A 21,344-nucleotide genomic window follows, 5' to 3' on the forward strand; every position below is an offset into this window, starting at 1 on the left:
AGGAAGCCGCCGATCACGGCACCCGCGCCGAGCGCGATCGCGGCCGGCCAGTCCACCGGGGCGAAGAAGACGTACGCGATCGCGGCGGTGCCGTTGGCCACGCCGGTGGCGACGTTCTTGACGGCGTTGGTGATTGCCAGGGCCTCGGTGCGCTCGAGCACCAGGACTGCCAGCGCGATGATCCCGACGCCGGCGCCGAAGTAGCCGCCGTAGATGCCGAGCACGAACACGATGACACCCCAGCCGAATCCGCGGGCGAGCGTACGTCGCCCCTCGACACCTGTCGACGAGTCCTGCCGTGGCGGACGCGCGGCCGNACGATCACAGCCCCTGGGCGACCCGGTAGAACACCTGGTTCCAGCGCACCTGGTCGGCGAAGCCGCGGCGGGTGGTGGACTCGTCGATGACCAGCAGCTCGGTGCGGGCGATGTTGGCGAAGACCTCGAAGGCCTCGATCCCGGCGGCGGTCGACATCACCGTGTGGTGCGCGCCGCCGGCGGTCAGCCAGGCCTCGGCCGAGGTCGCGAAGTCGGGACGCGGCGCCCAGACGGCACGCGCGACCGGCAGGTTGGGCAGCGCCTGCGTCGGCGGGACGACGTCGACCACGTTGGCGGTGAGCCGGAAGCGGTCGCGCATGTCGGCCAGCGAGACGACGACAGCACCCTCGCCGGCGTCGGCGTCGAACACCATCCGGACCGGGTCCTCGCGGTCGCCGATCCCCAGCGGGTGGATCTCGACGCGCGGGGTGGAGGTGGTCAGCGAGGGGCAGACCTCGAGCATGTGGGCGCCGAGGATCACCTCTGCGCCGGGGGTGAGGTCGTAGGTGTAGTCCTCCATCAGAGAGGCGCCACCGGGCAGCCCCTCCCCCATCACCTTCGCGGCGCGCACCAGGACCGCGGTCTTCCAGTCGCCCTCGGCGCCGAAGCCGTAGCCCTTGCTCATCAGCCGCTGCACGGCGATGCCGGGGAGCTGGCGCAGGCCGCCGAGGTCCTCGAAGTTGGTGGTGAACGCCTTCGCGTCGCGCTCCACCAGGAACGCCTCCATGGCGATCTCCTGACGAGCGGCGTAGCGCAGCGAGTCGTGGCGCTCGCCGCCCTTGCGGAGCTCGGGGACCACGTCGTAGAGGTCCTCGTACTCGGCGACGAGCGCGTCCACGGCCTCCTCCGACACCGCCTCGACGGCGGCGACCAGGTCGTTGACGCCCCAGGTGTTGACCGAGACGCCGAAGCGCAGCTCGGCCTCGGTCTTGTCGCCCTCGGTGACCGCGACGTTGCGCATGTTGTCGCCGAAGCGGACCAGGTTGAGCCCGTGGGTGGCGGCCCAGCCGGCGGCGCCGCGGACCCAGGTGCCGACACGGCGGGTGACTGCCGGATTGGAGACGTGGCCGACGACGGTGGTGCGGGCGACGCCGAGGCGGGTGGCGATGTAGGCGTACTCACGGTCGCCGTGGGCGGCCTGGTTGAGGTTCATGAAGTCCATGTCGATCTCCGACCAGGGGAGCTCGACGTTGGCCTGGGTGTGCAGGTGCAGGAGCGGCTTCTGGAGGGCGTCCAGACCGGAGATCCACATCTTGGCCGGGCTGAAGGTGTGCATCCAGGTGATGACGCCGAGGACGTTGTCGTCGGAGTTGGCCTCGAGCATCGCGCGGCGAATCGCAGCGGAGTCCTTCAGGACGGGCTTCCACACGACCTTCGCCGGTACGTCCGAGGAACCGTCGAGGGCGCGGGCGACCTCCTGGGACTGCTCGGCCACCTGACGAAGCGTCTCCTCGCCGTAGAGGTCCTGGCTGCCGGTGAAGAACCAGACCTCGCGGTCGCCATAGGGTTTCGACGCTGTGGGCTTGCTCATGTGGGGGTCCTTCCAGTGCTGAGATGTGGGTCGGGGCGGGCAGCTCAGTGCTGGCCGTAGACGTTCTGGTAGCGGTCGTAGAGCGAGTCGATGTGGCCCTGGTCGATCGGCAGCGGCTGCCCGAGCTGGCGCGCGATGTGCACCGTGCGGGCGACCTCCTCGCACATCACCGCGGCCTTGACCGCGGAGCGGCCGTCCTTGCCGATGGTGAAGGGACCGTGGTTCCGCATCAGCACCGCGGGGCTGCGCGACTCCCGCAGCGTCTCCACGATGCCGCGCCCGATCGAGTCGTCGCCGATGATCGCGAACGGGCCGACCGGGACCGGTCCGCCGAACTCGTCCGCCATCATCGTGAGCACGCAGGGGATCTCCTCCCCGCGGGCCGCCCAGGCGGTGGCGTAGGTGGAGTGGGTGTGGACCACTCCCCCGACCTCGGGCATGTTGGCATAGACGTACGCATGAGCGGCCGTGTCCGAGGACGGCGACCGCTCGCCCTCGACGAGGTTGCCGGCCAGGTCGCACACGACCATCGCCTCGGCGGTGATGTCCTCGTAGGCGACCCCGGAGGGCTTGATGACCAGCAGGTCCTCACCGTCCGGGTTCGGAACGCGCTCGGAGACGTTGCCTGCGGTCCACACGACCAGCTCCCAGCGGGGCAGCTCGGCGTGCAGCGCGGCGACGCGCTCCTTGGCGGCGTCGACGGCGGTGCGAAGAGCGGCGGGGACGCCCGTCATCACTGGTCTCCTTCTTCAGCGTCTCGTGCGCTGTCTGGGATTTCTGCGGTGGGGGCGAGCGAGGCCACGGCGGCGCGCTCGATGTCCAGGCCGGCCTCGTAGCGTTCGAGGTAGGTCCGGAACCCGGCGAGGTCGGCGGCGTCCGGCTCGACGACCTCGAGGTCGATGTCGCCGAAGACGCGCTCGGCGAGATAGGCGCTCAGGCTCAGGTCGCCCTCGGCCGCGGCGGCCCGGGCGTACGCAGCCAGGACCGCGATCCCCCAGGCACCGCCCTCGCCGGCGGTGCGGCCGACCGCGACCGGGGCGCCGATGGCCGCGGCGAGCAGCCGCTGCGCGACGCCGGCAGTGCGGAACAGGCCGCCGTGGGCGAACATCGCGTCGATCTCGACGCCCTCGTCGGCGAGGACGCGCATGCCGAGGGCGAGGGTGCCGAAGACTCCGTAGACCTGGGCGCGGGCGAACCCGGCGAGGTCGAGGCGGCTGCCGGGAGTGCGTACGAACAGCGGGCGGCCCTCGTCGAGGCCGGTGATCGGCTCGCCTGCCAGGTAGTTGTAGGCCAGCAGGCCGCCGCCGTCGGGCGAGCCCTTCAGCGCCGCGGTGAGCAGGGCGCCGAAGACGGCGTCGGGCTCGCAGGGGTGACCGAGCGCGGCGGCGAACTCACCGAAGACCCCGGCCCAGGCGTCGAGCTCGCTGGCGCCGTTGTTGCAGTGCACCATCGCGACCGGGTCGCCGGCCGGGGTGGTGACGATGTCGATGGCGTGGTGGACGGTGGCCAGCGGCGCCTCGAGGACGACCATCGCGAAGATCGAGGTGCCGGCGCTGACATTTCCGGTGCGCTTGGCGACGGAGTTGGTGGCGACCATCCCGGTGCCGGCGTCGCCCTCGGGCGGACACAGCGGGATGCCCGGCTGGAGCGTGCCGATGGGGTCGAGCAGTGCGGCGCCGTCGGGGGTGAGCCGGCCGGCGTCGGCGCCTGCCGGCAGGACCTGCGGGAGCAGCCCCTCGACCCGCAGACCGGGGCGCTTGGCGGCAGCCAGGTGACCGAGCTGCTCGAGCATCCGCTGGTCGTAGGTCCCGGTGGCCGGGTCGATGGGGAAGACGCCGGAGGCGTCACCGACGCCGAGCACGTGGTTGCCGGTCAGCGCCCGGTGGACGTAGCCGGCGAGCGTGGTCAGCGAGGCGATCTTGGGCAGGTGGGGCTCGTCGTCGAGGATCGCCTGGTAGAGGTGGGCGACCGACCAGCGCAGCGGGATGTTGGTGCCGAAGATCTCCGACAGCTCGGCCGCGGCGACGGCGGTGTTGGTGTTGCGCCACGTGCGGAAGGGCACCAGCAGCGCGCCGGCATCGTCGAAGGCGAGGTAGCCGTGCATCATCGCCGAGACGCCGATCGACCCGAATGTGGTCGGACGGGTGCCGTAGCGGCGCTCGACCTCGTCGCCGAGGGCGGCGACGGCGCCCTGTACGCCTGCCCAGACTGCCTCGAGCGAGTAGGTCCACAGGCCGTCGACGAGCTCGTTCTCCCACAGATGGGAGCCGGTGGCGAGGGTCGCGTGGTCGGGCCCGATCAGGCACGCCTTGATGGTGGTGGAGCCCAGCTCGATGCCGAGCGCCGTCTCTCCGAGGTCAGGCAGGCGGCCTGTTCGCTGCGTCATCACGGCTCCGTTTCTGCCCGACGGCTCGGGGTGGGGTTTCGAGGCGATGTGAACGCTAACATATGACGAGCGGGTTACCGGCGTGTTCCTGGCAGAGCTCTTTGCGGAAGCGCTAGTCGCGCGGGTGCGGCGCGGCCGAGGAACGCACGACCAGCTCGGGCTCCAGCAGCGGCGGCACCTCGACGCTCCCCTCGGCGATGGCCTTGATGGCCACCTCGACCGCGAGCTCGCCCAGTGAGGCGAAGTCCTGCCGGACCGTGGTCAGCGGCGGCCAGAGGTACGCGGCGTCCGGGACGTCGTCGAAGCCGACGACGCTCACGTCCTGCGGGACCCGGCGGCCGGCCTCGTGCAGGGCCCGGATCACCCCGAGCGCCATCGAGTCGTTGGCCGCGAAGACCGCGGTCACCGAGGGGTCCCGGGCGATCTCGGCCCCGGCCTCGTAACCGCTCTTGCTCGACCAGTCACCGAAGATCTCGGGCCCCGGTTGCACGCCGCTGTCCCGGAGCGCGGCCAGCCACCCCTCCCGGCGTTGGCGGGCGTCGATCCAGCCGACCGGACCGGCCACGTGGGCGATGTTGCGGTGGCCGATGTCCAGCAGATACTGCGTGGCCAGCACGGCTCCGGCGTGCTGGTCGATCCCCACCGAGCGCACTCCCGCCGGCGGATCGCTGTGGATCATCACGACCTCGACCGTCTCCGTGAGCTGGGCGACGAGGTCCTCGAACGACTGGTGCGAGACGCCGAGGAGCACGGCCTCGACCGCGTCGTCGAGGAGCGCCTCGATCGCGCGCTCCGCCGAGGTCGCCTCCAGGTGCGGCACCGGGCTCAGGATGATGTCGTAGCCGGCCCGCTGGCCGGCCTGGTGCACCGAGGCGGCCAGCGTGCCCGGTCCGTAGAGGTGCGGCTGGGTGTAGAGCAGGCCCAGCCGTCCCGACTTCCGCGTCACCAGAGCCCGCGCCGACTTGTTGCGCCGGTAGCCCAGCTCCTCGATCGCCGCCAGCACCCGGTCGCGGGTGTCGCCGCGTACGGCGTCGGAGCCGTTGACGACGCGGGACACGGTCTGGTGCGAGACCCCTGCCAGGGCCGCGACATCTGCCATGCTCGGCGCGTTCTTCGACTCCCCGTTGACCATGCGGTGATCCTAGGCGGGATCACCGCGGGCAGCGGGACTGCCTCAGTTCTCCTCGAGATCGGGAAGCCCGTGACGTGCTCGGGTGAGGGCCGCCGCGAGCGGGGCACAGCGGCCGCCGGGGACCAGCGACGCGAGCTCGTCCGGGTCCCCGGGCAGGCCGAGGTCGCGAGCCTGGTCGAGGAGCGGGCCGTCGAGGAAGGGTGACAGCTCGGGCCACACGTCCTGCACCTCACGGCAGAAGATCCGGGCGCCCACCGGGCCGATGCGGGGCGAGTCGGTCAGTGCGTCGATCAGCGCGTCGGCGCCGTCGGGCGAGGTCGGGCGGAGCCGGCGCAGGTCGCCGCGACAGGTCTCCAGCAGCCACCGCGCCTGCTCCTCGAGCTTGGTCGCGGTGCTCTCGTCGTAGCGGCGGTAGTGGGCCCGGCCGAGAGCGTCCACCCGCTGCTGCCAGGTCGAGTCGAGCAGCCGTTGCGGCGTACGCCATCCGGCGGCGGACAGCTCACGGGCCGCGGCCACCGCGATGTCGGTCGAGATCCGGGTCGAGGAGAGCATCGCCAGAACGAGGAGGCGATAGAGCGGGGACGGCTTGTCCCGGAGCCGGATGCCGGCCTCCTCGGCGTACGTCGTGCCGCCGGCGTCCAGCAGACGCCGCACCACGTCGCGGTCCCGTTTGCTCACCCTGTCGAGGTACCCGCCGCGAGCCGGGCCCATGCGCTGCCGCCGCAGGCTGGGATCGGCAGACCCTGGATAGATCCTGGTGGGCGTCCGAGGATGGATCCGACCCAAGAGCCTCTCTCCAGGAGCAGACCGATGCCACGTCGACCCATCGACATCACGATCCCCGACCTGTCCGGCAAGCGAGCCCTGGTCACCGGAGCCAGCGACGGCATGGGCCTGGTGATGGCCACCCGCCTGGCGGCGGCCGGCGCCGAGGTCGTGATGCCCGTACGCAACGCCAGCAAGGGTGAGAAGGCGCTGGCCACGATCCGCGGGCACATGCCGGAGGCCAAGATCTCGCTGCGCGACCTCGACCTGTCCTCGCTGTCGTCGGTGGCGGCGCTCTCCGAGACGCTGCTGGGCGAGGACCAGCCGTTCCACCTGATGATCAACAACGCCGGCGTGATGACGCCGCCGGAGCGGCAGACGACCGCCGACGGGTTCGAGCTCCAGTTCGGCACCAACCATCTCGGCCACTTCTCCCTCGTCGCCCGGATCCTGCCGCTGCTGCGAGCCGGGCAGGCCCGGGTGACGTCCCAGGTCAGCGTCGCCACGAGGCGCGGCGCGGTCAACTGGGAGGACCCCAACTGGGAGCAGAGCTATGAGGACATGAAGGCCTACAGCCAGTCCAAGATCGCTGTCGGTCTCTTCGGGCTCGAGCTGGACCGGCGCAGCCAGGCCAACGGCTGGGGCATCACCAGCAACCTCTCCCACCCCGGCGTCGCGCCGACCAACCTGCTGGCCGCGCGACCCGAGATCGGCCGCACGACGGACACCTTCTCCGTACGCATGATCCGCTGGCTCTCGGCCCGCGGGATCCTCCTCGGAACCCCCGAGACCGCCGCCCTTCCCGCGCTGCTGGCCGCCACCTCGCCCGAGGCGACCGGTGGCCGGCTCTACGGCCCCAGCGGCCCCGGCCACCTCGGTGGCGCCCCCGCCGAGCAGGCGCTCTACCGGCCGCTGGTCAGCACCGAGGACGCCACTCGGCTGTGGGAGATCTCCGAGAGCCTCACCCGGACCGCGCTCCCGACGTCCTGACCCGGCGGCGCGGGAGCCTTATGCTGCCGTCGTTCTCGGGCGCGGCCCGATGTCCATCGAACGGAGCCATGGATGCGCGTGCTGTTGTCGACGTACGGGTCGCGGGGAGACGTCGAGCCGCTGGTGGCGCTCGCGGTGCAGCTGCAGCGGAGAGGCGCTGAGGTACGGATGTGCGCGCCGCCGGACGAGGAGTTCGTCGACCTGTTGGCGCGGGAGGGTGTGCCGCACGTGCCGTTCCTCAAGCCGTGGCGGTCCTGGGAGCGTCCGCCGACCTCCGAGGAGCGGCACCAGCGGATCACAGACTTCATCTCGGCGCAGTACGAGACCGTCGCCGAGGCCGCTGCTGGCTGCGACGTGGTGGTTGCCACCGCGATGTCGCAGTTCGTCGCCCCCTCGGTCGCGGAGACGCTGGGCATTCCCTACCGCTACGTCCTGTTCTGCCCGGACGTCGTCGACGGCCTGGACGGACGCGGCTTCAACGAGCTGTTCAAGGAGCCGATCGACGCCCATCGGGCCGCGATCGGGCTGCCGCCCGTCAACGATGTCACCGAGTTCATGTTCACCACCCGTCCCCTCCTCGCTGCCGACCCGTCGCTCGGCCCGTGGCACGGGTCTTCCAGCCTCGGGGTCGTGCAGACCGGCGCCTGGACGCTCGAGGACGAACGCCCGCTCCCGGCCGACCTGCTGGGCTTCCTCGACAGCGGCGAGGAGGCGGTCTATGTCGGGTTCGGCAGCATGCGCACGGTCGGCGAGGAGAGTGTGCGGGTCGCGATCGAGGCCATCCGCGCCCACGGTCGGCGGGTGGTCATCGGGCGCGGCTGGGCCGGGCTGGACGTCATCGACGGTCGTGACGACTGCTTCGTCGTCGGCGAGGTCAACCACCAGCGGCTCTTCGGCAGGGTCGCCGCGGTCGTCCACCACGGTGGCGCGGGCACCATGACCACGGCCTACCGCGCCGGCGCCCCGCAGGTGGTCGTGCCCCAGGCCGGCGACCAGACCTACTGGGCCGGGCGGGTGGCCGAGCTCGGCATCGGGGTCGCCCACGACGGCGCCGCACCGACGGTCGGATCGCTCACCGCCGCTCTCGGCGCCGCGTTGGCGCCGGAGGTCCGAGCGCGGGCGACCGCTCTGTCTGCCGACGCCCGGGGCGACGGAGCGGCCGTGGCCGCGGAGCTGCTGCTCAGCGGCGAGGCCTGACCTCAACGACCGAGTACGTGACGCAGCGCCGCCTCCAGCGTCGGGTGACGGAACTGGTGCTGGCTCCCGAGAGCGGCTGGCTCGACGCGCTGGCTCGCCAGCGCCATCTCCTCCGCGCCCTCCTTGCCGAGCAGGAGCCGAGGGCCGAGGGTCGGCGTGGGCAGGAGCGCGGGCCGGTGGAGCACGTGCGCGAGCGTCTGCGCGTAGACCCGGCCGTTGACCGGCTCGGGGGCGACCGCGTTGACCGGGCCGACGAGCGTCTCGTCCAGGAGGGCGCGGTGGTAGACGTCGACCAGGTCGTCGATGCCGATCCAGCTCAGCCACTGCTCGCCGCTCCCGAGCCGGCCACCCAGACCGGCCGCGAACAGCGGTCGCTGCAGCCGCAACGCGCCCCCGGCGGGCGTCTGCACGATCCCGGTCCTGACCTGGGCCACCCGTGGCCCGTCCACCCTGCTCGCCGCCTCCCAGTCGGCGACCACGTCGGCGAGGAAGCCCGTGCCCCGCGCCGAGGCCTCGGTGAGGACCTCGTCGCCCCGGTCGGCGCCGTAGATCCCGATCGCGGAGGCGCTGACGAAGGTGCGTACGCCGCTGCGTGCCGCCGTCTCGGCGAGCCGTCGGGTCGGCTCGATCCGGGAGTCGCGGATGGCCGTCTTGTGCGCGGCGGTGAAGCGGCCCGCGATGGATGCCCCGGCCAGATGGACGACCGCGTCCACGCCGTCGAGCAGGTCCGGGCCGGGCGCCGACGGATCCCAGCGGCGCTGGTCGCCTCGGGCTCCGCTTCGGCCATGCTCGTCCTCCCCGGCAGGCGCATGACGGACCAGCCGGATCACCCGATGGCCACCCGTGGTGAGGAACGGGACCAGAGCCCGCCCGACGGTGCCGCTCGAGCCGGTGACCGCGATGGTGAGTGCCTTGCCCTCTGCGTACGTCCTGTGGTGGGCGGCGAGGTCGGCGACCAGCTGAGCGTGGCGGTAGCCGAGCATCCGGTCCACCATCCGCCCGAGCACGTTCGTCTCGACCCGGTCGGTGACCAGCGTCGCGTCGCCGTCGGCGGCGAACTCGTGCCGGTGGGTCCATGTCAGCGGCCGCAGCGAGGCGAGCCGGTCGGTGAACAGGTGGGGCGCGTCGTAGGCGTCAGGGTCGTGGCGGGCCACCCAGTCCACCCCGCGCCCCAGCGAGATCACCGCGGTCCCGTTGGCAAGATCCGTCGCCTCCACCCGCACCTCCCCCGGCGTCCACGGCGGCGTCAGCCGGCGGATCGCCCCCGGACGCCGATGCCACGCGAAGACCTCCTCGACCGGCGCCTCGACGCGCGTCGTCAGCGTGTGGACCCGGACCAGCGGGGACGTCATACCTGAAGCGTCGCGCGGATCGGCCGGACGTACAACCGGCACGCCGTCCGGCCTCAGACGCTGATGAAGTCCGGCCTCCGGCGTTCGAGGAAGGCCGACCGGCCCTCGGCGAACTGCCGGCCCGCGAGCAGCTCGACCTGGAGGTCGGCCTCGGCCGCGAGTACGCCGTCGAGGCTCTGGTCGGTCTGGGTGAGGATGTGCCGGGTGCCGGCGACCATCGGCGCCGAGAGCTCGGCCAGGCGCGAGGCCAGCTCGACCGCGTGGTCGAGGGCGGTGCCGTCGTCGACGACGGTCTCGACCGCTCCGATCCGCTCGGCCTCGGCCGCGTCGAAGGTGCGTACGGTCAGGAGCAGCTCGCGCGCTCTCCCCTGCCCGACGCGCCGCGGCAGCGTATAGGCGAGCCCAGTGTCGGGGCCGAGCCCGATCTTCCCGAAGGACGTCGAGAAGGTCGCCGAGCGGCCGGCGACGACGAGGTCACAGGCGGCTGCCAGCGCGAGGCCGAGCCCGTAGGCGCCGCCCTCGACCGCGGCGAGGACCGGTCGGTCGCCGGTGACCAGCTGACGTACGACGGCGTTGACGACCTCGAGCCGCTGCCGGGCGACGTCGCGGTCCTGCGACATCGACCGGATGTCGCCGCCCGCGGAGAACACCGAGCCCGCGCCGGTCAGGACGACGGCGCGCGCCTCCTGGTCGGCGGCCCGGAGCGCCGTCAGCAGGTCCAGCCGGTCGGCGAGGTCGAGCGCGTTGCGACGCTCGGGACGGTCGAGGGTGAGGATCCGGACGTGGCCGCGGTCCTCGACCCGGACCGCCCCGGTCCGCTGCTCCTCGCTCACCCCTGGAACTCCTTCACCATCTGCTTGGCGATGATCAGCTTCTGGATCTCGCTGGTGCCCTCGTAGAGCCGAAACAGCCGCGCGTCGCGGTAGAACCGCTCGACCGGCACCTCGCGCATGTAGCCGAGGCCGCCGTGGATCTGGACCGCGCGGTCGGCGATCCGGTCGACCGCCTCGGTGCAGAACAGCTTGCACAGCGACGGCGCCGTCCGCCGGTCGCTGCCGTCGTCCCAGCTGCGGGCAGCCTCGAGCACCATCGCGCGACCGGCGTACGCCTCGGTCCGGCTCTCGGCGAGCATCGCCTGGATCAGCTGGAACTCGGCCAGCTTCTGGCCGCCCTGGCTGTTGGTCGTGGCGTGGCGCAGGCTCTCCTCGATCAGCCGGTCCGCGAGACCGACGGTCAGTGCCGCGATGTGCAGCCGGCCCTTGGCCAGCGATCGCATCGCTGCGGAGAAGCCCTCACCCTCGACCTCGCCGACAAGGTTCTCGGCGGGCACCCGGACCCCGTCGAGGAAGATCTCCGACGTCACCGCACCGCGCTGGCCCATCTTGTGGTCCTTCGGACCGATGGTGACGCCGGGGGTGTCGGTCGGCACCACGAACACCGAGATGTTCTTCGCGCCCTCGTCGAGGTCGCCGGTGCGGGCGAACACCATCAGCAGGTCGGCCCAGATCGCGTTGGTGATGAAGCGCTTCTGCCCGTTGATGACGTACTCGTCGCCCTCGCGGACCGCGCGCGTGCGCAGTCCGCTCGGGTCGGAGCCGGCCTCGGGCTCGGTGAGCGCGAACGAGGCCACCAGCTCGCCGCTGGCCAGCCCGGGCAGGTACTGCTGCTTCTGCCGCTCGGTGCCGCAGTTGACCAGCACCTGACCGGCGATGCCGTTGTTGGTGCCGAACATTGAGCGGAACGACGGCGTGGTCCAACCGAGCTCCATCGCCAGCCGGACCTCCTCGGACATGGTGAAGCCGAGACCGCCGTACTCCTCCGGGATGGCATAGCCGAACAGCCCCATGGCCGCGGCCTGCTGCCGGAGCCGGTCCGGGATCTGGTCGGTCTCCTCGATCTCGTCCTCGGCCGTGACGACCTCCTTGCGGACGAACGCGCGGACGGCGTCGAGGATCGACGTGAACTCGTCGGGCTCCATGGGTGCTGCTCCTTCGTGCGGGACGGTCAAGGCGGGGTCAAGGCGTGGGAACGGGTACGTCGGCGGGCCGGCCGACCACGCCACCGGCGGCCAGCCGGTCGATCGCGCCGGCGTCGAGACCGAGCTCGGCGAGCACGGCATCGGTGTGGGCGCCGAGCTCCGGGATCGCGCCCATCGGCAGCTCGACGTCACGGAACGTCATCGGAGGCAGTACGCCGCGGACCGGCCCGGCAGGAGTGGCGACCTCGCGCCACCGGTCGCGACCGGCGAGCTGCGGGTGCTCGACCAGGCCGGACATGTCGTTGATCTGAGCCGCCGGAACGCCGGCGGCGGCGAGCCGGACGTCGAGGTCGGCGGTGGCGAAGCCACGGGTGTGCTCGGCGACGACCGCGTCGCACTCCTCACGGTGGGCGACCCGCAGCGGGTTGGTGGCCAGCCGGGGGTGGTCGGCGAGATCGGGCCGGTCGAAGACGTCGGTCACCAGCGCCCGCCAGCCGCGGTCGTTCTGGACCCCGATCAGGATCTCCCCGTCGGCGGTCGGGTAGGCGTCGTACGGTGCGATCGAGGCGTGGCTGAGCCCCATCCTCGGCACCTGGCGGCCGCCGTACATCTGCATGTACATCGGGTGCCCGAGCCACTCGACGGTCGCGTCGAACATCGACACGTCGACGATGCCGCCCTTGCCGGTGCGCTCGCGGCGGAACAGGGCCGCGACGATCGCCTGGCTCGTGTAGAGGCCGGCGGCGATGTCGGAGCTGGGCACGCCGGTCTTGGTCGCCGTCTCCGGGGTGCCGGTGACCGAGATCAGTCCGGACTCCGCCTGGATCAGCATGTCGTACGCCTTGCGGTCGCGCAGCGGGCCGCCGGTGCCGTAGCCGGAGATGCCGGCGACGACGAGTCTCGGGTGCCGTTCGGCGAGCTCGTCGGCGCCGAGCCCGAGCCGCTCGGCAGCTCCTGGCGCGGCGTTCTGCAGGAACACGTCGGCGCGGGCGACCAGCTGTCGCGCGAGCTCGGCGCCGTCGGGCGACTTGAGGTCGAGCGCCACCGACTCCTTGCCGCGGTTGAGCCAGACGAAGTGGGAGGCGAGGCCGTGCACCGCATGGTCGTAGTTGCGGGCGAAGTCACCCTCGCCGACCCGCTCGAGCTTGATCACGCGGGCGCCGAGGTCCGCGAGGTGACGGGTGGCGAGCGGGGCCGCGACGGCCTGCTCGAGGGCGACCACGGTGATGCCCTCCAGCGGCAGCAGGTCGCTGGCCAATTCGGTGGTCATGCAGAAAGCATCCCGCGACTTCTTATGCTCGTCCAATACCTAATCCTTGGATGATTGTTCCAAATGATGCAAGAGTTGTCCCTATGGACCTGCACCACCTCGAAGCCTTCCTGGCCGTCGCCGAGGAGCTCCACTTCGGCCGCGCGGCCGAGCGGCTGCACATCGCCCAGCCTCCGCTGAGCCGTACCATCAAGCAGCTCGAGCGCGACCTCGGCGCCCAGCTGTTCGACCGCACCACCCGGAGCGTCCGGCTGACCTCGGCCGGCGAGGCACTGGTCCGGCCCGCCCAGGAGGTGCTCGAGGGCCTGCGCACCGCGCGCCGGGCGGTCCGCTCGGCAGGCCGGGGCGAGACCGGCCGGGTCCGGATCGGGTTCGCCGGCCCCTCCTCCCACGTGCTCGTCGGCCAGCTCGGCCGGATCGTTCGCGAGCAGCACCCCGGGATCGAGCTGATGCTGCAGAGCACGACGTACAACTACGAGGCGCTCCGCTCGCTGCAGGACGGCGAGCTCGACCTGGCCATCGCGCGGTGGCGGATCGAGCCGCAGGGCCTGGCGCACCGCGTGATCGCGGTCGAGCACTACGTGCTCGCCGTCCCCGCCGGCCACCGGCTCGCCGGCCGCGGGGAGGTCAGCATGGCGGAGTGCCGGGACGAGCCGTTCGTGGCGCTGCCCGCCGACCCCGGCTCGAGCGTGCGCGACGCCTTCATCGAGACGGCGTCCCAGGCCGGGTTCGTGCCCAACATCGTGCAGACCGCGCCGGACAGCTGGACCGCGGTCGCGCTGGTCGCGGCCGGCGTCGGCATCACGTTCACGCTCGACACCGCGATCGCGAACGTCGTGCAGACCGGCATCGAGGTGGTCAGGATCAGCGAGTGCGACCGCCCCACGTTCCAGCAGCTCGCCTGGCGTCAGGAGGATCGGAGCCCGGCGCTGCACGCGGTGCTCCGCGCCTCGGAGGAGGCACTGCCGACACCGGAGCTGCCGTCGACCCCGCCCGCCTGATCATCGATCATTGGTCGGTCGCCACCTTCACCAGGCCGACCTGCGAAGCGGTGGCGACATGGCGACCGGCCGCGTCGAACAGCTCGCCGACGCCGTGGGCTCGCCCATGCGCGATCGACTCCACCCGGCAGTCGAACTGGTGCCAGCCGGTCAGGTCGGGGGCGGCATGGAACGTCAGCGCATGGGTCAGGCTGAGGATCCGGGCGCCAGGCTTGTGCCGTGCTGATCCGAGCGCCAGGAACGACGCCTCGAGGATGCTCATGTCACTCACGTAGGCGACCAGTGCCGCCCGCAGGACCGGGTCGTCCGGCAGCGGGCCGGTCGCCCGGAAGAAGGTGGTCTGCCGGTCGTTCGGCTCGGCGACGGTGAAGTACGGCGGGGCCACCGCGTGCCGGAAGTGGACCGGTCGGCGCAGCCGCCACCAGGGCGGGATCCGCTCGTCCGAGCCGAACCGGTCTGCCAGGTCCGGCAGCGTCTCGGGGTCGGGAGCGGGCGCCGGCCGGACGGAGCTGTAGGAGGGCAGGTCGGCACGGATCGTCGCCCACCGGGTGACCGCACCGAAGAGCTCCTCCCCCGTGTCGTCGAGCAGCCGGCTGCGCCGGGTCGCCAGCGACGGCGCGTCCGAGACGACCGAGACCTCCCAGTGCAGCGGCCGGTCCGTCGGCACTCCGCCGACGAAGTCGGCCTGCAGGCTGATGATCCGCTGGTCGGCCCCTACCCCTCGGCCGGCGGCGACCAGCGCCTGAGCCAGGAGGAGGCCACCGAAGAGCCTGCCTGCGGGATGCTTCTGCGGCTCCCCGACCCAGTGGCTGATCCGGTCGGTCGGCTTGTCGACGCAGCTCAGGTCGAGGAGGTCGAGCAGCTCGTCGAGGGTCACGGCAGCACGGGCGTCAGCGATAGGAGAGGCAGGGTCCACCCGGCTCATTGTGCCGTCGTTTGTCATCACTTTCGATATCTGTCTCGAACTATTCATACGTATCCGTCAACAGTGAGCGGCGGAAGAAGTATTGGAGTTCGGCATGCGGCTGGCGGCAGGCTGGGGCCACTGACCAATCCCCGTCCGCCCCCGAGGAGCACCCATGGCCGCGCCCGACAAGGTCACCGATCTCAGCTCGGCGGTGGCCGCCCACGTACGGGACGGCATGACGGTCGCGCTCGAGGGCTTCGGCCACCTGATCCCGTTCGCCGCGGGCCACGAGATCATCCGCCAGGGCCGTGGGGACCTGACGTTCTGCCGGATGACCCCCGACCTGCTGGCCGACCAGATGATCGCCGCCGGCTGCGTCTCCAAGCTCGTGGCCTCGTTCTTCGCCAGCGGCTCGGCCGGCTCCCTGCACGAGGTGCGGCGGCGGGTCGAGAACGCCGACCCGAGACCGCTCGAGGTGGAGGAGTACAGCCACTACGGCATGGTCTGCCGCTACCAGGCCGGCGCCGCCGGGCTGCCGTTCTTCCCGCTCCGCTCCTACGCCGGCAGCGACCTCCCGAAGCTCAACCCGCTGATTCGCAAGGTCTCCGATCCCTACGGCGGACCCGACATCTACGTCGTTCCGCCACTGCGACCGGACGTGACCATCATCCACGCCCAGCGCGCCGACCGCTCCGGCAACGTCCAGATGTGGGGCATCGTCGGGGCCCAGCAGGAGGCGGCGTACGCGGCCGAGACCGTGATCGCGACCGTCGAGGAGATCGTCGAGGAGGACGTGGTCCGCTCAGACCCGAACCGCACCGTGCTGCCGTCCCACGCGGTCACCGCAGTGGTGGAGTGCCCCGGCGGCGCGCACCCGTCCTACACACAGGGTCACTACGACCGCGACAACGCCTTCTACCGCGAGTGGACACCGATCAGCCGCGACCGCGAGGCGGTGCTCGGCTGGCTCGAGGAGTGGGTGCACCGGGTGCCGGACCGCGCCGCATACCTCGACAAGCTCGGAGCGGAGCGCTGGGAGGGTCTCGGCGTCGCGCCACGGCCGTCGCAACCCGTCGACTTCGGCCGCCGCCGGGTGGCCGGTCAGGAGGCCTCATGAGCTCCCCGCTCTCGGACGTGGCTCCGTCCAGCACCGAGTTCCTCGCCGGGGTCGCGGCCCGACAGCTCGTCGGCAAGCACCGGGTCTTCGCGGGCGTCGGGCTGCCGACGCTCGCCGTCGACCTGGCGCGCCGCACCGTGAACCCCGACGTCGAGCTGGTCTACGAGTCCGGTGTCTGCGGCGCGCAGCCGGAGGGCCTGGCGGAGGGCATCGCCGACTCGGTGCTGGTCTCCGGCGCCGCCGCAGTGCTGAGCATGCCCGCGCTCTTCGGCTACGTGCTGCAGCGCGGCCATGTCGACGTCGGCTTCCTCGGCGCCGCCCAGATAGACCGCTGGGGCAGCCTCAACACCAGCTTCATCGGCGACTGGGACAAGCCCGTCGTCCGGCTCCCCGGTGCCGGCGGCGCCGCGGAGGTCATGCCGAACGCCGGCGAGTGCATCGTCGTGCTGCGCCGCCACGACCCCGGCGCCCTTCCGGCGCAGCTCGACTTCTGCACCTCGCCCAGCCCGGTGCGCGCGTACGAGGAGGACCCCCGGATGGTGCCTCGCGGCCATGGGGTCTCGACCGTGATCACCCCGATGGCGGTGCTGCGCCGCCCCGACAAGCTCGGCGAGCTCGAGATCAGCGAGGTCCACCCCGGCCTCACCGTCGACGACGTCCGCGCCGCGACGGGGTGGGACATCGCCGTCGCCGATGACGTACGCGAGACCGCACGGCCAACCGTCGAGGAGGTCCGGCTGCTCCGCGAGGAGATCGACACGGTGCGGCTCTACCTCCGATGAGCCCGTCCAACGTCGCGTACGAACCGCGCCGGTCGGCGTACGTCGCCCTGCTGGCGTGCTCCACGCTCGGCACCCTGTCGAGCACGATCATCAGCGCGCCGATCAACGTGATCGCCCACGCGATCGGGGCCTCACCGCGAGGGATCGTCTTCGCGGTCAGCGCCTTCACCCTGGCGATGGTCGTCTTCGCCCCGGTCTCGGGCTGGATGTGCCAGCGGTTCGGCTCCCGGCGGGTGCTCGCCGGGTCGCTGCTGCTGATGGTGGCCGCACAGGCGGGCGCGGCGTTCAGCCAGGGGCTCGGGTTCCTGGTCGTGATGCGTGCCCTGCAGGGGGTCGCGTGCTCGGCGGTGCCGCCGGCGATCCAGCAGGTGCTCGGTCGGCACTGGGCCGGCAACCGGGCCCGGGTGATGGCCGCCTGGGCGGCCGCGATCGGCGTCGGCCAGGCGCTCGGGCCTCCCCTCGGTGGACTGGTCGCCGACACCCTCGGCTGGCGGTGGGTGTTCCTCACCCACGCCTCGCTCAGCGCCGTGCTGCTGGTGCTGTGCCTGACCGTGGTTCCCGACGTGCCTGCGTCGCACGCTCCGCTCCACGTCAGTGGGATGGCGACGCTCCTGGTCGGGATCGGCGCGCTCGTCGGCGCCGTCAGCTGGCTCGGGCAGCACGGCGAGATCGCGGTGGCCGCGGGGATGGCGGCGGTGGGTGTGCTCGCCCTGGCCGTGCACACCCAGCTCGGGCGCACCAGCGCCGGACCGTTCGTCCCTCCCGGCCTCCTCACCGAGCGGAGGTTCGTCGCGAGCACGATGGCCGCGGGCACGGTGATGGGCTGCCTCGGGGTAGCGATCGTCGCCACTCCCCTGCATCTGGGCCGCGACCTCGGCCTGGGCCCGGGACACATCGGCATCACCATGCTCGCGCTGGCCCTGGCGATGACGCTCGCGGCGCCGCTCTCCTCCCGGGTGACCGAACGGTTCACCGCCCGGCGCACGCTGCGCGGCGGGCTCGTGCTGCTCGCGCTCGGGCTGCTCGCCCTGCCGCTGGCCGCGACCGCCTCCGGGCCCGGCACGGTCGTCACGCTCACCGTGGCCGCGCTCGTGCTGACCGGCGCGGCGATCGGCGTCGTCCAGGCGACCTCCGCACTCGGGCTGATGACCTCACCGGCGGCCGCCGACGGTGTCGCGCTCGGGCTCCACAACATGCTCCGCTTCACCGGCCTCGCCGTCGGCTACTCCTGGGTCGCGATCGCCTACCCGACCGGAAACCTCTCCCTCGTCTACGGCGCCCCGGTCGCCGCGGTCGCCCTGACCTGGGCGATGGCCGGCCCCTCGGCCCCGTCCTCCGAGCCCTCCGCAGAAAGGGTGTTCCATGACCACCGCTGACCCCACGCCTGACCCCGCTCCCGGACCGCTAGCCGGCCTGCGGGTGGTCGAGGTGTCCAGCTTCGTCGCCACACCGCTGTGCGGCACCACCCTGGCGCAGCTCGGCGCGGAGGTGATCCGCGTCGAGCCGCTCGAGGGTGCGCCGGACCGGACTCGTTGGCCGCTCAGCGACGACGGCGCCAGCCTCTACTGGAACGGGCTCAACCCCGGCAAGAAGGCCATCGCCGTCGACTGCACCCACCCGGAGGGGCGGCAGCTGGTCGCGGACCTGGTCGTCTCGGGCGGACCGTCCGGCGGCATCGTGGTCACCAACACCGAGCGCTGGTCGGAGCTCGGGTACGCGGCGCTGCGCGCCCGCCGCGACGACGTCATCCATGTGCTCCTCACCGGTCGCCACGACGGCGGGACCGCCGTCGACTACACCGTGCAGGCCGGCACCGGCTTCCCGCTCGTGACCGGCCCGGAGGAGCATGCGGCGCCGGTGAACGGCGTGGTGCCGGCCTGGGACCTCGCGGCCGGGCTCCACCTCGCGACCGGGCTGCTGGCCGCCGAGCGCCGGCGCGCGGTCACCGGCGAGGGCGCCGAGGTGCGGGTCGCCCTGGAGGACGTCGCCCTCGCGACCGCCGGCAACCTCGGCTACCTGGCCGAGGCGCAGCTGCGGACGGAGGGTGAGCGCGGCTCGATCGGCAACCACGTCTACGGCACCTTCGGCCGCGACTTCACCACTGCGGACGGCGACCGCTTCATGCTGGTGGCTCTCACCCCACGGCAGTGGTCGGACCTGCTGGGCATCACCGGCCTCGCCGAGGCGGTGGCCGCGCTGGCCCGCGCGCTCGATGCCGACTTCTCCGACGAGGGCGCGCGGTTCCGGCACCGCACCGTGCTCGGCGGCCTGGTCGCCGCCTGGTTCGAGCAGCACGACACGGCGTACGTCACGAAGGCGCTGTCGAAGACCCGGATCCTGTGGTCGCCCTACCGCAGCTTCCGCGACCTCGCCGCCGACGACGCCCGGCTGCTGCGCGAGCACCCGCTGTTCTCGACGATCAGCCAGCCAGGCGTCGGCGAGCTGCTCGCGCCCGGTGCGCCGGTCACCATCGACGGCCACCGCAGCGCGGCACGGCCTGCGCCCGCCGTCGGGCAGGACACCGGCGACGTGCTCGCCGGCGCCCTCGGGCTGGCCGCCGAGCGGCTCGACGACCTGCTCACCCGCGGCGTCATCGGCACCCGGGAGGTGGTGGCGCGATGAGCCCCGCCGAGATCGCCGGGACCGCGTGCATCTGGCTCTTCGTCCCCGGGGACCGGCCGGAGCGGTTCGCCAAGGCTGCCGCAGCCGGCCCCGACATCGTGGTCGTCGACCTCGAGGACGCCGTCGCCCCGGCGCGCAAGGACGCGGCCCGCGCCCATGTCACCGACTGGCTCCCCCGGGCCGGCGTCACCGTCGCGGTGCGGATCAACGCCGCCGGCACCACCTGGCACGACGCCGACGTCGCCGCGCTCGCCGCCCTCGGCGGGCCGTCGCTGGTGGTGCTGCCAAAGGCCGACAGCCCCGAGACCGTGGCGGCGATCCTGGCCGCGCTTCCCGACGGCTCCGCCGTCGTGGCACTGATCGAGACCGCGCTCGGCGTCGCGCGAGCCATCGACCTCGCCCGCTCCCCCGGAGTCGTACGCCTCGCCTTCGGCAGCTACGACCTGGCCGCCGAGCTCGGCGTCGATCCCGACCACGCACCCGCCCTCGCGCCCGCGCGCGGCAACCTGGTGCTCGCCTCCGCCGTCGGCGGCCTGGCCGGCCCGATCGACGGGGTCACCGGCGACGTACGCGATCACGAGCGGCTGACCGCCGACGTCACCGCGGCCGCCGCCCTCGGCTTCGCCGGCAAGCTCTGCATCCACCCCGGCCAGGTGGCCCCCGCCGCCGCTGCCCTGGCGCCCAGCCCCGACGAGGTCGACTGGGCCGAGCGCGTCCTGGCCGCCGCGACCGAGGACGGCGTCACCCTCGTCGACGGCCGGATGGTCGATGCCCCCGTCGTCGCCCGCGCCCGCCGCATCGTCTCCCGCAACCGACCCACCCCAGGAGCAGCCAGATGAGCAGCCTGACCCCCGACGAGCAGGACATGGTCCGCCTCGTCGCCGACTTCGTCGACGAGCGCGTACGCCCCCGGGTGCGCGAGTTCGAGGCGGACGACATCTACCCCACAGAGCTCATCGAGGAGATGAAGAAGCTCGGCTTCTTCGGCCTCCTGGTGCCCGCCGAGCTCGGCGGCGTCGATGTGAGCACGGCCTGCTTCGCGCGGGTGACCGAGGAGCTCGCCCGTGGCTGGATGAGCCTGGCCGGCGCGATCGGCGGCCACTCGGTGATCAGCTATCTGGTGCGCCACTTCGGCACCCTGGAGCAGCAGGAGTCCTACCTGCCCCGGATGGCCGACGGCAGCCTGCGGGCCACGATGGCGCTGACCGAGCCGTCCGGCGGCAGCGACCTGCAGGGCATGCGTACGTTCGCCGACGCCGACGGCGACGAACTGGTCATCACCGGCTCGAAGACCTGGATCTCCAACGCCCAGCACGCCGGCCTGGTCGGGCTGCTCTGCGTCACCGACCGCTCCGCCTCGCCCACGCACCGGGGCATGAGCGTGGTGCTGGTCGAGCCCGGCGACGGGCTCACCGTCTCCGGCAAGATCCCCAAGCTCGGCTACCGCGGCGTCGAGGCCTGCGAGCTCACCTTCGACAGGATGCGCGTGCCCGCGACCGCGGTGCTCGGCGGCACACCCCACCTCGGCTGGGGCCACATGATGCGCGGCCTCGAGGTCGGCCGGATCCAGGTCGCCGCCCGCGCCGTCGGCGTCGGCCAGGCCGCGCTCGACGACGCCCTCTCCTACGCCCAGACCCGGGAGAGCTTCGGCAAGCCGATCTGGAAGCACCAGTCGGTCGGCAACCTGCTCGCCGACATGGGCACCAAGATGCGCGCCGCCCGGCTGATGACCCTCGACGCGGCCGAGCGGCTCGACGCCGGCGACCGCGCCGACATGGAGGCCGGGATGGCCAAGCTCTTCGCCTCGGAGGCGGCCATGCAGGTCGCCCTCGACGCGGTGCGGGTGCACGGCGGCTACGGCTACTCCAAGGAGTACGACGTCGAGCGCTACTTCCGCGACGCCCCACTGATGATCGTCGGCGAGGGCACCAACGAGATCCAGCGCAACGTGATCGCGGCCCAGCTGGTGGCGCGCGACCAGAAGGGAAAGAACTGAC

20 protein-coding genes are annotated in these 21,344 nt (G+C 72.4%); 9 read left to right on the forward strand and 11 right to left on the reverse strand.

From position 1 onward, the window contains the following. From ACFX43_RS07340 to ACFX43_RS07365, 6 genes are all read right to left on the reverse strand, one after another. On the reverse strand, positions 1-230 hold a 230-nt coding region (locus ACFX43_RS07340; RefSeq protein WP_378818866.1), incomplete at its 3' end, for a TSUP family transporter. Between the two features lie 91 nt (positions 231-321). Continuing rightward, the gene (araA, locus tag ACFX43_RS07345) at positions 322-1,848 is read right to left on the reverse strand and encodes an L-arabinose isomerase (RefSeq protein ID WP_378818869.1); all 1,527 of its coding nucleotides are present in this window, start codon (positions 1,846-1,848) and stop codon (positions 322-324) included. Between the two features lie 44 nt (positions 1,849-1,892). Beyond that, positions 1,893-2,582: an L-ribulose-5-phosphate 4-epimerase gene (locus ACFX43_RS07350; protein ID WP_355018884.1), complete on the reverse strand. Its 690-nt coding sequence runs from the start codon at positions 2,580-2,582 to the stop codon at positions 1,893-1,895. Next, on the reverse strand, positions 2,582-4,234 hold the full coding sequence (locus ACFX43_RS07355; protein ID WP_378818871.1) for a xylulokinase: 1,653 nt from the start codon (positions 4,232-4,234) through the stop codon (positions 2,582-2,584). The genes ACFX43_RS07350 and ACFX43_RS07355 overlap by 1 nt, the downstream gene beginning before the upstream one ends. Before the next feature lie 112 nt (positions 4,235-4,346). Next, a complete protein-coding gene (locus ACFX43_RS07360) occupies positions 4,347-5,366 on the reverse strand; it encodes a LacI family DNA-binding transcriptional regulator (RefSeq protein ID WP_378818874.1) in 1,020 nt (339 codons plus the stop codon). Between the two features lie 42 nt (positions 5,367-5,408). After that, positions 5,409-6,044: an endonuclease gene (locus ACFX43_RS07365; protein WP_378818877.1), complete on the reverse strand. Its 636-nt coding sequence runs from the start codon at positions 6,042-6,044 to the stop codon at positions 5,409-5,411. A gap of 132 nt (positions 6,045-6,176) precedes the next feature. Here ACFX43_RS07365 and ACFX43_RS07370 point away from each other — a divergent pair, with 132 nt between their 5' ends. Together ACFX43_RS07370 and ACFX43_RS07375 are read left to right on the forward strand one after the other, a co-directional pair. Then, positions 6,177-7,121 carry an SDR family oxidoreductase gene (locus ACFX43_RS07370; protein WP_378818879.1) on the forward strand — a complete coding sequence of 315 codons (945 nt, stop codon included), beginning with the start codon at positions 6,177-6,179 and terminating at the stop codon, positions 7,119-7,121. A gap of 72 nt (positions 7,122-7,193) precedes the next feature. Then, the gene (locus ACFX43_RS07375) at positions 7,194-8,318 is read left to right on the forward strand and encodes a glycosyltransferase (RefSeq protein WP_378818882.1); all 1,125 of its coding nucleotides are present in this window, start codon (positions 7,194-7,196) and stop codon (positions 8,316-8,318) included. Positions 8,319-8,320: 2 nt separating this feature from the next. On the opposite strand, the gene ACFX43_RS07380 is transcribed toward ACFX43_RS07375, so the two are convergent. The 4 genes from ACFX43_RS07380 to ACFX43_RS07395 form a co-directional block, all read right to left on the reverse strand. After that, positions 8,321-9,220, reverse strand: a complete 900-nt coding sequence (locus ACFX43_RS07380) for a TIGR01777 family oxidoreductase (RefSeq protein WP_378840768.1) — start codon at positions 9,218-9,220, stop codon at positions 8,321-8,323. A 503-nt stretch (positions 9,221-9,723) separates the two neighbouring features. Continuing rightward, positions 9,724-10,503, reverse strand: a complete 780-nt coding sequence (locus ACFX43_RS07385) for an enoyl-CoA hydratase/isomerase family protein (RefSeq protein WP_378818885.1) — start codon at positions 10,501-10,503, stop codon at positions 9,724-9,726. Further along, the gene (locus ACFX43_RS07390) at positions 10,500-11,648 is read right to left on the reverse strand and encodes an acyl-CoA dehydrogenase family protein (RefSeq protein WP_378818887.1); all 1,149 of its coding nucleotides are present in this window, start codon (positions 11,646-11,648) and stop codon (positions 10,500-10,502) included. Before ACFX43_RS07390 ends, ACFX43_RS07385 begins: the two co-directional genes overlap by 4 nt. A gap of 37 nt (positions 11,649-11,685) precedes the next feature. Then, entirely contained in the window at positions 11,686-12,918 is a 1,233-nt protein-coding gene (locus ACFX43_RS07395) for a CaiB/BaiF CoA transferase family protein (RefSeq protein ID WP_378818890.1), read from the reverse strand. Between the two features lie 83 nt (positions 12,919-13,001). On the opposite strand from ACFX43_RS07395, the gene ACFX43_RS07400 reads away from it, so the two are divergent. After that, positions 13,002-13,919: a LysR substrate-binding domain-containing protein gene (locus ACFX43_RS07400; protein ID WP_350659837.1), complete on the forward strand. Its 918-nt coding sequence runs from the start codon at positions 13,002-13,004 to the stop codon at positions 13,917-13,919. A 7-nt stretch (positions 13,920-13,926) separates the two neighbouring features. On the opposite strand, the gene ACFX43_RS07405 is transcribed toward ACFX43_RS07400, so the two are convergent. Further along, positions 13,927-14,835, reverse strand: coding sequence for an acyl-CoA thioesterase (locus ACFX43_RS07405; protein WP_378818893.1), 909 nt, complete (start codon positions 14,833-14,835; stop codon positions 13,927-13,929). A 163-nt stretch (positions 14,836-14,998) separates the two neighbouring features. On the opposite strand from ACFX43_RS07405, the gene ACFX43_RS07410 reads away from it, so the two are divergent. The 6 genes from ACFX43_RS07410 to ACFX43_RS07435 are packed head-to-tail and all read left to right on the forward strand — an operon-like array spanning position 14,999 to position 21,343. Continuing rightward, positions 14,999-15,943 (forward strand): CoA transferase subunit A, encoded by a 945-nt coding sequence (locus ACFX43_RS07410; RefSeq protein WP_378818896.1) that lies wholly within the window; start codon positions 14,999-15,001, stop codon positions 15,941-15,943. Then, positions 15,940-16,725, forward strand: coding sequence for a CoA-transferase subunit beta (locus tag ACFX43_RS07415; RefSeq protein ID WP_378818898.1), 786 nt, complete (start codon positions 15,940-15,942; stop codon positions 16,723-16,725). Before ACFX43_RS07410 ends, ACFX43_RS07415 begins: the two co-directional genes overlap by 4 nt. Next, positions 16,722-18,101, forward strand: a complete 1,380-nt coding sequence (locus ACFX43_RS07420) for an MFS transporter (protein ID WP_378818901.1) — start codon at positions 16,722-16,724, stop codon at positions 18,099-18,101. The genes ACFX43_RS07415 and ACFX43_RS07420 overlap by 4 nt, the downstream gene beginning before the upstream one ends. Then, the gene (locus ACFX43_RS07425; RefSeq protein ID WP_378818903.1) at positions 18,088-19,347 is read left to right on the forward strand and encodes a CoA transferase; all 1,260 of its coding nucleotides are present in this window, start codon (positions 18,088-18,090) and stop codon (positions 19,345-19,347) included. Before ACFX43_RS07420 ends, ACFX43_RS07425 begins: the two co-directional genes overlap by 14 nt. Then, positions 19,344-20,186, forward strand: coding sequence for an HpcH/HpaI aldolase/citrate lyase family protein (locus ACFX43_RS07430; RefSeq protein WP_378818906.1), 843 nt, complete (start codon positions 19,344-19,346; stop codon positions 20,184-20,186). The genes ACFX43_RS07425 and ACFX43_RS07430 overlap by 4 nt, the downstream gene beginning before the upstream one ends. After that, positions 20,183-21,343 carry an acyl-CoA dehydrogenase family protein gene (locus ACFX43_RS07435; RefSeq protein ID WP_378818909.1) on the forward strand — a complete coding sequence of 387 codons (1,161 nt, stop codon included), beginning with the start codon at positions 20,183-20,185 and terminating at the stop codon, positions 21,341-21,343. Before ACFX43_RS07430 ends, ACFX43_RS07435 begins: the two co-directional genes overlap by 4 nt. Position 21,344 lies beyond the last annotated feature (1 nt).

Source organism: Nocardioides sp. YIM B13467 (assembly GCF_042788075.1).
Taxonomy (GTDB): Bacteria; Actinomycetota; Actinomycetes; order Propionibacteriales; family Nocardioidaceae; genus Nocardioides.